Annotated in this window: 12 protein-coding genes; 11 read left to right on the forward strand and 1 reads right to left on the reverse strand. The window is 40.7% G+C overall.

Annotated elements, in window-relative coordinates; all coding sequences use genetic code 11:
- Positions 1–9: 9 nt before the first annotated feature.
- Positions 10–1335: an MBL fold metallo-hydrolase RNA specificity domain-containing protein gene (locus tag R7070_RS11020; protein ID WP_258482103.1), complete on the reverse strand. Its 1326-nt coding sequence runs from the start codon at positions 1333–1335 to the stop codon at positions 10–12.
- 866 nt (positions 1336–2201) lie between these two features.
- Here R7070_RS11020 and wecB point away from each other — a divergent pair.
- From wecB to R7070_RS11075, 11 genes are all read left to right on the forward strand, one after another.
- A complete protein-coding gene (wecB, locus tag R7070_RS11025; protein WP_256900465.1) occupies positions 2202–3326 on the forward strand; it encodes a non-hydrolyzing UDP-N-acetylglucosamine 2-epimerase in 1125 nt (374 codons plus the stop codon).
- Positions 3327–3346: 20 nt separating this feature from the next.
- A complete protein-coding gene (gene wecC / locus R7070_RS11030) occupies positions 3347–4612 on the forward strand; it encodes a UDP-N-acetyl-D-mannosamine dehydrogenase (RefSeq protein WP_318141211.1) in 1266 nt (421 codons plus the stop codon).
- 14 nt (positions 4613–4626) lie between these two features.
- The gene (locus tag R7070_RS11035; RefSeq protein ID WP_318141212.1) at positions 4627–5835 is read left to right on the forward strand and encodes an O-antigen polymerase; all 1209 of its coding nucleotides are present in this window, start codon (positions 4627–4629) and stop codon (positions 5833–5835) included.
- Positions 5825–6973: a hypothetical protein gene (locus tag R7070_RS11040; RefSeq protein WP_318141213.1), complete on the forward strand. Its 1149-nt coding sequence runs from the start codon at positions 5825–5827 to the stop codon at positions 6971–6973. Before R7070_RS11035 ends, R7070_RS11040 begins: the two co-directional genes overlap by 11 nt.
- Positions 6960–8093, forward strand: a complete 1134-nt coding sequence (locus R7070_RS11045) for a glycosyltransferase (protein WP_318141214.1) — start codon at positions 6960–6962, stop codon at positions 8091–8093. The genes R7070_RS11040 and R7070_RS11045 overlap by 14 nt, the downstream gene beginning before the upstream one ends.
- Complete coding sequence (locus R7070_RS11050) at positions 8065–8616, forward strand: acyltransferase (RefSeq protein WP_318141215.1); 552 nt, start codon at positions 8065–8067, stop codon at positions 8614–8616. Before R7070_RS11045 ends, R7070_RS11050 begins: the two co-directional genes overlap by 29 nt.
- The gene (locus R7070_RS11055; protein WP_318141216.1) at positions 8613–10754 is read left to right on the forward strand and encodes a bi-domain-containing oxidoreductase; all 2142 of its coding nucleotides are present in this window, start codon (positions 8613–8615) and stop codon (positions 10752–10754) included. The genes R7070_RS11050 and R7070_RS11055 overlap by 4 nt, the downstream gene beginning before the upstream one ends.
- A 275-nt stretch (positions 10755–11029) precedes the next feature.
- Positions 11030–12562, forward strand: coding sequence for a heparinase II/III-family protein (locus R7070_RS11060; RefSeq protein ID WP_318141217.1), 1533 nt, complete (start codon positions 11030–11032; stop codon positions 12560–12562).
- Positions 12562–13821, forward strand: coding sequence for a glycosyltransferase family 4 protein (locus tag R7070_RS11065; RefSeq protein ID WP_318141218.1), 1260 nt, complete (start codon positions 12562–12564; stop codon positions 13819–13821). Before R7070_RS11060 ends, R7070_RS11065 begins: the two co-directional genes overlap by 1 nt.
- Complete coding sequence (locus R7070_RS11070; protein ID WP_047103859.1) at positions 13805–14416, forward strand: sugar transferase; 612 nt, start codon at positions 13805–13807, stop codon at positions 14414–14416. The genes R7070_RS11065 and R7070_RS11070 overlap by 17 nt, the downstream gene beginning before the upstream one ends.
- Positions 14409–15038, forward strand: a complete 630-nt coding sequence (locus tag R7070_RS11075) for an acetyltransferase (protein ID WP_318141219.1) — start codon at positions 14409–14411, stop codon at positions 15036–15038. Before R7070_RS11070 ends, R7070_RS11075 begins: the two co-directional genes overlap by 8 nt.
- Positions 15039–15057 lie beyond the last annotated feature (19 nt).

Below are 15057 nucleotides of genomic sequence, written 5' to 3' on the forward strand. Positions count from 1 at the left end.
ATCAGTAAATTAAAGCACAATGTTCGTTTTTTTCCTGGCAAAATGTTGATACAGCTCCGCTTTTGCCATTCTTTCACCATGAATCAAATGCACTTCTTTTGGCGGCGGATTAATTCCTTCTACAAATCGAATTAGATCAGATTGATCTGCATGAGCAGAATAGCCAGACATCGTATGTATTTGAGCTTTCACTTTAATTTTCTTTCCTTCGATATCAACCTTACTCGCCCCTTCTTGAATTTCTCTCCCTAGCGTTCCCTCTGCTTGATAGCCAGCAAACAGCACATCATTACGGCTATCGGGTAACAACGCATTAAGATAATTTACCACTCGACCACCTTCGCACATCCCAGAAGCCGCAACCACAATAGCTGGCTCAGACGTGCTCGCCAGACGATTCACCAATCTCATATGTTCAGCATGAGTCTCGATCGTAATACATTGTTCAAACGCTAAAGGGTGACGTTGCTGCTCCAAACGCTGCTTCGCTTCTTTACCCCAAAGCTTTTTAAAGCGCCGATAAGTTTTTGTCACCTTCCGTGCTAAAGGCGAATCAAGAATAATCGGTAGGGCTCCATGTAAAGACTCCTGGTACAAAAGCTGTTCAATATCGAATAACAGTTCTTGTGTTCTACCTACACTAAAAGCAGGAATAACAATCACACCACCATCTTCCAGTGCATGTTCGACAATAGAAAGCAGCCGAGCACTTCTACTTTTCACACTTTCATGATGCTTATCACCATAGGTCGATTCGATAAACAAATAGTCCGCTTTTTCTGGTGGCTTAGGATCAGGAAGTAAAGGCGTATCACTTGGGCCGAGATCGCCGGAGAATACAATTACGTCATTATTTGAGAGTTTAAATTCCAAATAAGCAGAGCCTAAAATATGGCCCGCAGGTTGAAAGCGTAAATAAGCCAACCCCTTAAGAGGAAGCCATGTGTTGTACCGGCACGGCACCAATCGCTGCTTAATTAGATTTAAGATGTGCTGTCTTTGATGCTTGCCTAAACCCAGCTGCAGCTTTAATCCATCCTCTAGCATAAGAGGGACCAACTCAGCAGTAGCTTGTGTGCAGTAAATTTTTCCTTTAAAACCCGCAGCGAGTAACCACGGTAATCGGCCTATGTGGTCAATATGAGCATGAGTCAGCACCAGTGCTTTTACCTTGGCTAAGGAAAATTCTATCGCCATCGAACGGTCATGACGGCCTACCAATGCATCCTTACCCTGAAATAATCCGCAGTCGATCAAAATGCTCCCGTGCTCGAGTTGCAGTTCGTGACAAGAGCCTGTCACCGTATTCTTCCCACCATGATGAAGTACTTTCATAACGATCTCCTTTTCATGAGCATCAATGTAATGAATTCAAGAAAGAAGAGGGAGAGGCAACCAGCCAGATAAACACAAAAGTAGGAGTCAAAATGCTAGGAGAGTGTCAAATGGTATTTTTAGTTGCACTAAATTGTGATGCATATTCCACATGGTCAACTTTTTGCATTTTGTAATAAATAAAAATGAATAAATGCGTATTATAAAACGCGTTTTAGGTAGGCAGAATTTACGATCTTCTTGTCAAACTGACAGTTTGCATTTTGGCCAGTTGTCATAAGAAAGCCATTTTTTTGTCAGCGTTGTGCTTTTCGTTGCAACCTGTTTGCTATACAATCCTTTGCCTTGAGCACAAATGATAAAAAAACAAATGCATTGCCTTTAGGAGCCAGACCTAAGGGCGGTAGCGTGCCAAAAAGCAAAAAAGTTCTCCGAGTGACATAAAAATGTCGTCAGACAATAAATACAATTAAGCACACTGTTGCATTTCTGGCAAGGCTCTATAAGTAAAATAGAGACTTCAAACAAACACTTAAAGCACCTCCTATTACGTCAGAGGAGGACAAAACAGTAATGAACACTGTTTTAAAAAGATAATGGCTAGGCATCAGGTTTATCAACCAATACCTATCAACCACAGTCTTCACAAGAGTTTCCTCTTTGCGAAAATGACTGACTTGCCTAAATTGTCTACCTAGATTTCTGCTCCTCAAAGGTATGGCGCGTTCGTTTGCGTATTTTCCTCTGGGGTTATTGTGCTGTCCGGAAACAATGCTTTGTTGCTTTTTAATGTAAGAAGAAGTGTTGTGTCCACCACTCGCGATTATTCACATCAACGTCCTATTCTTTGGCCTAGGTTATTTACAATGTCTAAAAAGAAAATTCTCACCGTATTCGGTACACGTCCAGAAGCCATAAAAATGGCTCCTCTAGTTCATGCGCTTGCAAATGATGAGCGATTTGACGCTAAGTGCTGCGTTACCGCTCAACATCGAGAAATGCTGGATCAGGTTTTAGAGTTATTTGAAATTAAGCCTGATTACGATCTTAACCTGATGAAGGCTGGTCAATCACTGAACGATGTAACGGCCCGTATCTTACTGGAACTTAAACCAGTACTTCAGGAGTTTAAGCCAGATGTAGTGCTTGTACATGGTGATACTGCAACTACCTTTGCTGCAAGCCTTGCAGCTTACTATGAGCAAATTGCTGTGGGCCATGTAGAGGCAGGTCTGCGCACTGGCAATATTTACTCGCCATGGCCAGAAGAGGCAAACCGAAAATTAACTGGTGCGTTAACTACTTATCACTTTGCTCCTACAGAAACCTCGCAACACAATCTGCTACAAGAAAACATCAATTCAGACAATATCAGCATCACAGGTAATACCGTTATCGATGCTCTATTGATGGTTAAAGACAAAATTGATAACGACAGCGCGCTTAACCAACAATTGGCAAGCCAGTTTCCAATGCTTGATGAAAACAAAAAACTGATTTTGGTTACTGGTCACCGTCGCGAAAGTTTTGGTGGCGGTTTTGAACGCATTTGTGAAGCTTTAGCTAAAACTGCGCAAGACCACCCTGAAGCACAAATCTTATACCCAGTACATCTAAACCCGAATGTAAGAGAGCCAGTAAATCGCATTCTGTCAAACGTAGATAATGTGCATCTTATCGAGCCTCAACAATATCTGCCATTTATCTACCTAATGAGTCGAGCACATATCATTCTTACCGACTCTGGCGGCATCCAAGAAGAAGCGCCTTCCCTAGGCAAACCTGTATTAGTTATGCGTGACACAACAGAAAGACCAGAAGCCGTTGCCGCGGGCACAGTAAAGCTAGTGGGTACAGATGTAGATAAGATTGTCACTGGTTTAGATGTGCTACTTAATGACAAAGAGGCTTACCAAGCGATGAGCTTTGCACACAACCCTTATGGTGATGGTCTAGCATGTCAGCGTATTTTAGAAGAATTAGCAAAATAATCATTTAGTTAGGAAAAATCATGTCTTTTGAAACAATTTCAGTTATTGGCTTAGGTTACATCGGATTGCCAACCGCAGCGATGTTTGCATCACGTAAGAAAAAGGTAGTAGGTGTTGACGTAAACCAGCACGCAGTTGATACCATCAACCAAGGCAAAATCCATATTGTTGAGCCGGATCTCGATATGATCGTAAGTGCAGCAGTGTCTGAAGGTTACTTGAAAGCAACCACAACGCCAGAGCCGGCAGATGCATTTCTGATTGCGGTCCCAACGCCATTTTTGCCATGTAAAGAAGGCGAAGTACCAGCGCCTGATTTGTCTTACATTGAAGCGGCAAGTAAAGCCATTGCACCAGTTCTTAAAAAAGGTGACCTCGTTATTCTTGAATCTACGTCACCAGTGGGAGCCACAGAGCAAATGGCCGCTTGGCTAGCTGAAGCTCGTGGTGATCTGACTTTCCCACAAACGCATGGCGAACAAGCAGATGTGAATATCGCTCACTGCCCGGAGCGTGTATTGCCTGGTCACGTTGTTCGTGAATTGGTAGAAAATGATCGCGTTATTGGCGGTATGTCTACTCGCTGCTCTGAGCGCTCAGTAGAGTTGTACCGTACTTTTGTGCAAGGTGAATGTGTCGTGACAAATGCGCGCACAGCGGAAATGGCAAAACTGACAGAAAACAGCTCGCGTGATGTTCAAATCGCTTTTGCTAACGAACTTTCAATCATTTGCGACAAGCTAGACATCAATGTATGGGAATTGATTGCACTCGCGAACCGCCACCCTCGCGTAAACATCCTTCAGCCAGGCCCTGGTGTTGGTGGCCACTGTATTGCGGTTGACCCTTGGTTCATTGTGTCGAAAACACCAGAAGAAGCACGAATCATTCATACCGCACGCAAAGTAAACGATGCGAAACCAGAATGGGTAATTAATAAAGTAAAACTGGCAATTGCCGAGTTTTTGCAAGCTAACCCAGATAAAACAGCCCGTGAAGTAACGGTTGCTTGTTACGGTTTGGCATTTAAACCTGATATTGATGACTTACGTGAAAGCCCAGCGATGGCTATCACACAAAAAATTGCTGAAATGCATGCTGGCCGTGTTGTTGTTGTAGAGCCAAATATTGACTCAATTCCTGAGAAGCTAAAGAAAGTTGAACTTGTAGACTTTGATATCGCAGCAAATGAAGGTGATGTCCAGGTTATATTAGTTGATCATAAAGAGTTCAAATTAGTAACTCTAACTAATGGCTTGATTATCGATACCAAGGGTATCTATTAAAGTATGGGAAAGAGATGCGTGCAAGTATAGTTTTATTAGTTGGTCTTTTTTGTAACTTTTTTGGTGCTTATATCGTTACAAAGTATGCAGATTATGCTGGGGTTTTTGACTTCTCTCCTTTTTTTCCACTAGGCTATGAAGAAAGTGCTATTTACGACTCTATTCTAGTATTTGCTTTATTGATCACTATATATACTATCTTCTGTAAGCTAAAAATTGGCTGTGACCATAAGGCTAGAGTATATGTGACAAGATATAAAAGAGGTTATTTATATTATGTTATGACAGCTATATTGCTATTGTTTTCAATCACCGCATTGCTAAATGTCAATTGGACATTTTCTACAATTAGTAGAGGGGTTGGTCAGTTCGACAGAGGCTTCATGTCTGCTATATCTAGGTTGGGGATTCTAACTTTTCCTTTAGTTATAATATACACTGTCGCATTTTGGAGATATCAAACATCAAAGATTGTCATTATATTATTTGTATTACTATCTATTTTCTCTGAAATATCTAATGGTGATAGAAGGATAGTTTTCTCATACTTAGTCATGTTGATTTTTTTCTTATTTAGAAATGATGATGGTAAGATTATAAAAATTATTTTTTCTAGAAAAATGATATACCTAATGTTAGGTTTCTTTTCCATTTTAATATCTTATATAGTGCGGGCAGAAGGTACGGCTAAAGCTGATTATCTAATCTATGGTTTTCTTAGTGGCACTATCGGTGGTTTGGGAGCATCTCAGATTCTTGCTTATGTCAAATATTATGTGGCTAATACGACAGGTTTCCTATATGGCGAAACATTTATCAATTATTTGATTGGAATATTTACGCCAAGTTTTATTCTTTATGCATTTGATGGTAATGAATTCTACTTAAGATCATCCTACTTATTTAACGATTTATTTAATACTAATGAAAATATGGGCTATGATTTTATGTTACTAGCGGATTTCTATTGGAACTTTGGATTTTTTGGTTATTTCATGTATGCCATGTTGGCAATTTTTGTTATATATTTCATTGTCAAGCATGAAAAGAATCATTCAGATCTTAAGTTTGGTGTTGCTATATTGCTAGCTGTTTATTTTGTTTCAGGTCAGCGGTCAGATTTTGGTTTCTTTCTTAAATCATTTTGTTACTGCTCTCTATTTTATTGGTTTATTTACCAATTGACTCCTAAAGAGTTAGTAAGAATTAAAAATGAAGGCTAGATTTAGTACATATATAAGCTTGGCAACTAAACTTATACCTTTGTTTTTTTCAAGAGGAGCTGTTTTTATTGCTAACATATTATCTGCATACTATTTATCAGAAAATGATTTTTATGCTTTGTCTTCGGCATATGTTGTTTCAGCAATGGTTGCCACACCGCTAATTGCTATAAATAACTATATTGCAAATTTTTTTAATACTCTTTCTTTTAAGTTAATCACATGCACTTTAATGTGGCTTGGGGCTAGTGGTGTAGCTCTTATTTCATTGTTTTCTTTTGATCTGGACATGTTGGGTTGCTTTTTTTCATTAGCGTTTTTTGCTTTTGTATATATATCAGGGGTTTTTAATTTAAGAATTATTTCTCTGGATTATAGTAAAGTTCTTAATAAAGTTAATTTTGTGGGTTGTTTCCTATTTTCTTTTCTTGTCGTCTATGCAGTCGCATCTAAAAGTGAATTTTATTTTTACATCCTATATTTAATCTTTCCTCTATTGTCAGTGATTACATTTATATATATTAATAATAGAACAGGCAAAGTGCCACAATCAAAAACAGTATCAAAAAATTTTAAATCAAGTGATTTGACTTTTCTAGTTCTTACGGTGTTTATGGGTGCGCCAGTACATTTGGCTGCATTAAACATCCTTCAAATAGCCGCTGATAAAATTGAAGTCGTTTTACTTAATATTGCTTTTCAATGGTTTATTTTGATTACCCTGATTCCAGGGATGGTTAGCAATGTTTCCGTAGCAAATTTAAGGGATGAATATTATGTTAAAGTATATAAAAGAAGCCTGTTATTTTTATGTGTATTAACATCCGTGTTTATTCTTCCGCTATCATATTTATCATCAATGATATATCCAAGATATTCCGAGCAAATAACCCCTGTAATTGTAGTATATGTTTTTTGTGCTTTATTAAGTGTTATTTATCAGGCGAAAATAAACATTTTCTTTGCTAATGGCATCTATAAAAAGGCGTTTATTATGAGTGCTTTTTATGCTGCTCTATATATTTCCGGCGCATTTTTCTTGGCCTCCTCAGCATTTGAGATGGGCTTGGTAATGTTTGTCTCTTATTTGGTTAGTTTATTGACTTATAGAGGTCTTATTAATAATGGTAATCATTAACTTAATTCCTGTTGCGGCCGGTGGAGGGTTGCAAAATGCGCTTTCATTTTTGACTGAACTCAGTATGACTGATGTAAGTTTTAAGTTTACCGTTTTTGTTAGAAAAGGAAGTGAGTTAGAGCTATTTTGTATAGAACAAAACCTGCCATATCGATCATTTAATTGCACCTTTCTGTTTCGTATACGGTACGAAATATTTGGCAACTATTTTTTTGCTAGAAAAAATGATGTGGTTGCCATATTTACCTTATTTGGTACTGCTCCTTTATTTAGAGGCCGTTCAATTGCAATATCTGGTTTCGCGAGATCTAATATAATCGAGCGTCAAGTTGATTTTTGGGCATTTCTACCATTCTGGAAAAAATGGATAAAGAATATAAAAGATGAGTTGATAAGAAAACTTGTTAGCACTAGTGATGTTATTATTCTTGAAACTAATAGACTAATTGAATTGGCCAGAAGTAATGAGGTGTTTAATGATACGCCTTTACGGCTAGTTAATATGGCTCCTAGCTCGCTGATTCTAAAGCGTCTCAAGGAAATCCCAGACGCAAAGAGATTTAACTCACGTTGTGAGGAGGGGGTTGTTAATTTTCTTTACTTATCTGGAGCTCATCCTAATAAGAACATTCACAGATTAGGGCCTTTTTTAAAAGAAATAATTGAGCTTGGTCTAAAGGTAAATATGACGGTGACTTTGCCGGAAGGTGCTTACTTTGACAAAATTATGGAAGAATTTTCCCGACTCAGTATTGATGGTGTGTTAAATAATATCGGGCCTATAAAGCCAGATGATGTTCCTAAAGTTTTATTGGAATCGGATGTTGTCATAAATGTAGCTGAGCTTGAGAGTTTTTCTAATAATTGGGTTGAGGCGTGGGCTTCGCGTAGATTATTAGTATGTAAAGATGCTGGATATGCTCGTGATTCGTGTGGAAATGCCGCAATATATATAGACCTGGATAATGTTCAAGCATCTGCGGTTGAAGTTTATAAAGTAGTGATTGATGCGGATAGATATAAATCTTATATAGACGCAGGTAAATTGAAACTAAAAGAATTGCCTAGTACGAAAGAAAAGTTTAGAGAATATGTCAAAATTATTGAAGAGTTTATATAAGGATTACGTTAGATATGATGCTGTTTGTTTGGTTGAATATTTAAGCTATATTGTATTTTTCCTTCCAAGGCTGCGCTTTTTTAACAGTTTTAAGTCTTTGTATTTGAGGTTTTTGTTTAAGGCTAAAGTTGGGAGAAGGATTGTATATTACCCTGGTGTCTGGATTTTTTCTGGTAGAAATCTTGTTATTGGAGATGATGTTGATTTTGCGAAGGGTGTTTTAGTAACAACTGATGGTGGATTGAGTATCGGTGATAGAGTACTAATCGGTTACCATACTCATATCTTAACTTCGAACCACAAAATCCCAAACCTTCCATTGAAAGTTTTCCAGTCTGGACATGTTAAAAAGCCAGTGTATATCGAGAATGATGTATGGATTGGTGCTGGATGCGTGATTCTCCCCGGAGTTACTATAGGCTCTGGAAGTATTGTCGGCGCAGGGAGCGTCGTAACTAAAGATATACCAAAAAATTCAATTTGTGCAGGTGTACCTGCAAAAATAATTAAGGCTAGAGAATGAAACAAATACTCCAAGATATGGCTAAAGGTGGCTCTAATTTAGTTGAAGCCCCTGCACCAAAAGCTACTGCTGGTAATGTGTTAATCGATACCACTATCTCTTTAATTTCTGCGGGCACAGAACGTATGCTCGTAGATTTTGGTAAAGCGAGTTTGTTAGATAAAGCCCGCCAGCAGCCAGACAAAGTAAAAATGGTGTTGGAAAAAGTGCAGACAGATGGTTTGGTGACAACATTAGAAGCAGTGCAGTCTAAGTTGGCACAACCATTACCTTTGGGTTATTGCAACGTTGGTGTCGTTAACGCCGTTGGTAAGGGTGTTCAGGGCTTCAAAGAAGGTGATCGCGTTGTATCGAACGGCCCTCATGCAGATGTCGTCCGTGTGCCTAAAAATTTGTGCGCTTTAATTCCAGACAACGTATCCGATGAGGAAGCATCGTTTACGGTTGTGGCGAGTATTGGTCTACAAGGGATTCGTTTAGCCGAACCAACATTAGGTGAGGCGTTTGTGGTTACTGGTGTTGGCTTAATTGGTTTACTAACCGTTCAATTGCTTCGTGCTCAAGGTTGTCGTGTACTGGCGATTGATTACGATGATGCGAAGTTGGAGCTGGCGAAGCAATTCGGCGCGGAAGTTTGTAACCCTGGTAAAGGTGAAGATCCTGTTGCAGCTGGTATGGCATTTAGCCGTGGAAACGGCGTCGATGGCGTAATTATTACTGCTTCGACAAAATCAAATGATCCAGTGACACAAGCTGCACGAATGAGTCGTAAGCGCGGCCGCATTATCCTTGTTGGTGTGACTGGCTTAGAGCTAAATCGTGCGGATTTCTATGAGAAAGAACTAACCTTCCAAGTCTCTTGTTCTTATGGCCCTGGTCGCTACGATGCCAACTACGAAGATAATGGTCAAGATTACCCATATGCTTTTGTACGTTGGACTGAACAACGAAATTTCGAAGCTATATTGGACATGATGGCCTCTGGCCAAGTTGATGTTAAACCACTTATTACTCATCGATTTAAATTTGAAGATGCAGCGCAAGCATATGAATTACTGACTTCTGATAAGTCAGCGCTAGGTATTTTGCTTCAATATCAGAGTGATTCCAGTGTTCGCCACGAAAAGTCTATCACACTTAACAGCGAAGCGACTTTTGAAGCATCTAAGCCTGTTGTTGGGTTTGTTGGGGCAGGGAACTACGCTTCTCGCATGTTGATCCCTGCGTTTAAATCGGGAGGCGCTCAACTACATACTATTGCCACTTCTGGTGGTATTAATGGAGTAACTCATGGCGAAAAAGCTGGTTTTGCAAAAACCACCACTGATACAAGCGCCATGATTTCTGACTCAGAAATTAACACAATTGCAATTGTTACGCGCCATAACAGCCATGCTCATTTTGTTTCTGAAGCGCTTAATGCAGGTAAAAACGTATTTGTAGAAAAGCCTTTAGCCGTCACTCTAGAAGAGCTTGCGGAAGTGGAAGCTACCTATTATTCGAAAGCATCTACTGCTTCAGCGCCAAAGTTAATGGTTGGCTTTAACCGCCGTTTTTCGCCTCAAGTGCAAAAAATGAAAGAGCTACTTTCGTCAGTGAAAGAACCTAAGAGCTTTATGATGACCATGAATGCTGGATCTATCCCTGCGGATCACTGGACGCAAGATAATGAAATTGGCGGTGGTCGTATTATTGGCGAGGCGTGCCATTTCATTGATCTAATGAGATACCTAGCTGATTCAGAGATTGTTTCTGTGCAGTGTCGTCGTATGGGTGATGTTGATAGTGTTGATATCACGGAAGATAAAGCTGCGATTATTCTTGGTTTTGCTGATGGTTCTTTCGGCACTATCCACTACTTAGCTAATGGTGCTGCTAACTTCCCGAAAGAGCGCGTAGAAGTTTTCGCAGCAGGTAGAGTACTTCAATTAGACAACTTCCGTAAGTTAAAAGGTTTTGGTTGGCCTGGCTTTAGTAAAATGAATTTATGGAAACAAGACAAAGGGCAAACAGGTTGTGCGGCTGCTTTCCTTAGTGCTATTGAATCAGGTAAAGAGTCGCCGATTCCACCTCGAGAGCTATTCGAAGTAGCAAGAGTGACAATTGAAATAGCAGAGCAATTGCGTAAACAACAATGAGTCTCAAACTAAAAGCGCAAACTGCAAAGAACTTGGGTGTTTTCAATTTAGCCAGAGTGGCAGTTTACCAACTAGGTGTCCGAAGCGGATTAAACCCAGTTAAGCGTCTCAATCAAGCCTCGATATCGGGGCTTTTGTTTCGTCCTTTATCTGCTTCAGTTCAATGTAAATCTAGTCAGCGATACCAATTCTCCCCTTTTGGTTGGAGGCCGAAGCGATTAGTCAGTGAATTGCGATGGGCGGAGAGCGCATTAACTGGAAAATGCTACTCCAACATGAATAAACCTTGGTTTTGTTTGTCTGACTTTGATTCTAATGTTGGTGATATTAAAGGGATTTGGGAAGCATCTAGATTCGACTGGGTACTAGGCTTAGCGAAGGATTATCTTTCTGGAAGAGAGCAAGCGCTTGATGAGCTGAATGCAACTACGAAAGATTGGCTAAAACACAATTCTCCTTATTTGGGGCCGAACTGGAAGTGTGGTCAAGAAGCCTCAATAAGAGTCATGCATTTGGCTATGGCTGCTAAATTACTGAATCAAGTTGAAAGTCCTGAACCTGCACTGTTGGCATTTGTTAAAGCCCACTTAAAACGCATTGCCCCGACCATCTCTTATGCCGTTGCTCAAGATAACAACCATGGCACTTCGGAAGCTGCCGCCCTATTTATCGGTGGAAGTTGGCTTGTTTCCAGTGGTGATAAAAGCGCTATGCGCTGGCAAAAAATGGGGCGTAAGTGGTTAGAGAATCGAGCAAAGCATTTAATCGATTGTGATGGAACATTCAGCCAGTATTCAGTCAACTATCACCGAGTTATGTTAGATACTTACTCAATGGCAGAGCTATGGAGACGGGAGCTTAATCTCAAGTCGTTTAGTCCGTCGTTGTATACAAAAATTGGTTTGGCGACTCAATGGTTATATCAGTTGACTCAAGAAGTAAATGGGGATGCACCTAATTTAGGTCATAACGATGGCGCAAGGTTGTTACCTTTAAGTGACTCGGATTATCGAGATTTTCGCCCAACGGTTCAGCTCGCCTCAGTCCTGTTCTTGCAGTCATCTGCTTGGGAAAAAGCAGGTAGCTATGATGAACCACTTAAACTTCTGGGGTTAAGTAAACCACAGCAAGCACTTAACAAACCAAGTTCGTTTCATTTTGCGCAAGGCGGATACGCCGGATTAAGAAGCCAAACTGGAGCGTTTGCACTATTCAATTACCCTATATTTCGTTTTCGACCTGCTCAAAACGATGCTCTACATGTGGACTTTTGGCTTGATGGTGTAAACCTGTTAAGAGACGGTGGCACCTTTAGTTACAATGCTGGTCAAGCATATATCGATTACTATGGTGGAACGCAAAGTCATAATACGGTTCAGTTTGATGAGCATGAACAAATGCCACGCTTGAGCAGATTTCTCTTAGGTGCTTGGCTTAAGGCTGAAAATGTCCATTGGGATGAAGATCGCCAATATTGTAGCGCTAGTTACCGTGACTATTTGGGGTGCAGTCATAAAAGAGAGATTTCTCTTTCGAACAGTGCGCTGCGAGTTGTCGATGATATCCACGGTGTACAGAACAAAGCGATACTACGTTGGCGCCTGAGTCCAGGGGAATGGATGATAGAAGGCAATCGCATCACCAACCATATTCATTCTATAACGATAAATAGTAATACCGACATCAAACGACTTGAGTTAGTCGAAGGAAAAGAGTCTCGCTATTACTACCAAGAAACTTCCATTCCTGTTTTGGAAATCGAAGTAACGTCAGATGGCAAAATAACGACAGAGTATAATTACAGATAATGAATATTCTTTATTTTCATCAACATTTTTCAACACCTAAAGGTTCCACAGGAATACGTTCCTACGAGATGTCAAAGCGCCTAATTCACCATGGGCATAATGTCACTATGGTATGTGGCACATATGGTGGAGGAGAGACAGGGTTAGAGTCAGAGTTTATTGGTGGCAAACGTGAGGGCGTCGTCGATGGTATCCGCATCATTGAGTTTGATTTGGCGTATTCCAACTCAGATGGCTTTCTTAAAAGAAGCATGACATTTGTTAAGTTTGCACTCAAAAGTATCGGCTTAGCTTTTACAGAGAAATACGATGTATTGTTTGCAACAACAACACCATTAACAGCGGGTATTCCAGGTATTTTTGCACGTTGGTTACGTGGAAAGCCGTTTGTATTTGAAGTAAGGGATTTGTGGCCTGAATTACCAAAAGAAATGGGGGTAATTACAAACCCTATCATTTTGGGTTTGATGTCTCTATTAGAATGGGCGTCTTATCGCAGTGCGAATCGCTGTATTGGCCTTTCTCCTGGCATTGTCGAGGGAATCAAGAAGCGTGGAGTACCTAAAGACAAAATCGCGATGGTGCCCAATGGCTGTGATCTCTCCATCTTTACTCAACCAAGCGAGCCATGGCGACCAGAAGGTGTCACGCAAGAAGATTTGATGGCGGTTTTCACTGGCACTCATGGTATGGCGAACGGTTTGGATGCTGTCTTAGATGCAGCGACAGAGTTACAAAGCCGTGGCCGAAACGATATTAAGTTAGTTTTGGTGGGGCAAGGTAAGCTAAAACCACAATTGGAGGCGAAAGCTAAAGAGATGCAGCTGAATAACGTTGTATTTCACCCTCCTGTAAATAAGCAGAAGTTGGCGGGTTTGATGGCAAGCGCTGATGTTGGAATGCAAGTGTTGGCAAATATCCCTGCTTTTTATTACGGAACATCTCCGAATAAATTTTTCGATTATATTTCTGCGGGCCTCCCTGTGATTAATAACTACCCAGGTTGGTTAGCAGGGATGATAGAAGATTCTCAGTGTGGCTTTACTGTGGCTCCGGAAAATCCGCAGGCATTTGCAAATGCCTTAGAGCAGGCGGCAGATAATCGAGGGGCGCTTGTTAACATGGGGGCATCCGCTCGACAGCTTGCTGAAAGTCAGTTTGACCGTCAGTTGTTAGCTGATAAATGGGTTCAGTGGGTAGTAGGAACGGCTCAAACAGATGTGAAATCTGCAGAGGTAAATAATGAAAAGATCATTTGATTTCACGGCTTCTTTATTTGCCCTTATTTTACTTTCACCGATTATCGCGCTCGTAGCTTGGAAAATACGCAAGAACTTAGGCTCGCCCGTGTTGTTTCGTCAAACACGTCCTGGTTTGCATGGCAAACCATTTGAAATGGTTAAGTTCCGTACCATGAAAGATGCAGTCGATTCACAAGGAAATCCACTTCCTGATTCCGAGCGAATGACTCCGTTCGGAGACAAATTGAGAAATTCAAGTCTCGATGAGCTTCCGGAGTTGTGGAACGTATTGAAAGGTGAGATGAGTTTAGTGGGGCCACGTCCTTTATTAATGCAGTACTTACCGCTTTATAGTAAAGAGCAAGCAAGACGTCACGAAGTCAGGCCTGGCGTAACGGGCTGGGCTCAAATTAATGGGCGTAATGCGATTAGTTGGGAAGATAAGTTTAAGCTCGATGTCTGGTATGTCGATAATCGTAACCTATGGCTAGATATCAAAATTCTGTTCCTAACCGTTAAAAAAGTGTTTGTGAAAGAAGGAATATCGGCAGATGGCCATGTCACGATAGAACCTTTTACTGGTCAATCAAAGCAGAGCGAAGTCCATGAATAGAACTTGCGCAATTTTAGGCGCTAGTGGTCACGGGAAAGTCGTTGCTGAAATTGCGGAGCTAAATGGTTATACAAACATTGAGTTTTTTGATGATCGCTGGCCAGGGTTGCAAAATGTGGAGCATTGGCCAGTCAAAGGGAATTCCGAAACCTTGTTAAAGATAGCGGCGCAGTTTGATCTAACGGTGATAGCCATCGGCAATAATAAAATCAGGTTAGAAAAGCAGAAGCAACTGAGTATAGCTGGCGCTAAATTCTCTGTACTAGAGCACCCTAGGGCCACAATTAGTCGGCATAGTCAGCTTGATAAAGGTACGGTGGTCATGGCTGGTGCTGTCATCAATCCTTTTGTCAAAGTTGGTAAAGCATGCATTATTAACACGGCTGCAACTATAGACCATGATTGCAGTTTGGCTGATGGTGTGCACGTTAGTCCTGGTTGCAATATTGCTGGTGGAGTGACCATCGGTGAGGGTAGCTGGCTCGGTATCGGAAGCCAAGTTAAACAACTTATTTCCATTGGTACGGGCGTAATGGTAGGAGCCGGCGCGACTGTCCTGAACCATGTACCAGACTTGCAAACTGTTGTGGGTACGCCTGCACAGCTCGTAAACTCAAAATAACATTCTCAGAATAATTTTT

Origin of the sequence: Vibrio sp. 1557 (assembly GCF_033340175.1) — a bacterium.
GTDB classification, from domain to species: Bacteria; Pseudomonadota; Gammaproteobacteria; order Enterobacterales; family Vibrionaceae; genus Vibrio; species Vibrio alginolyticus.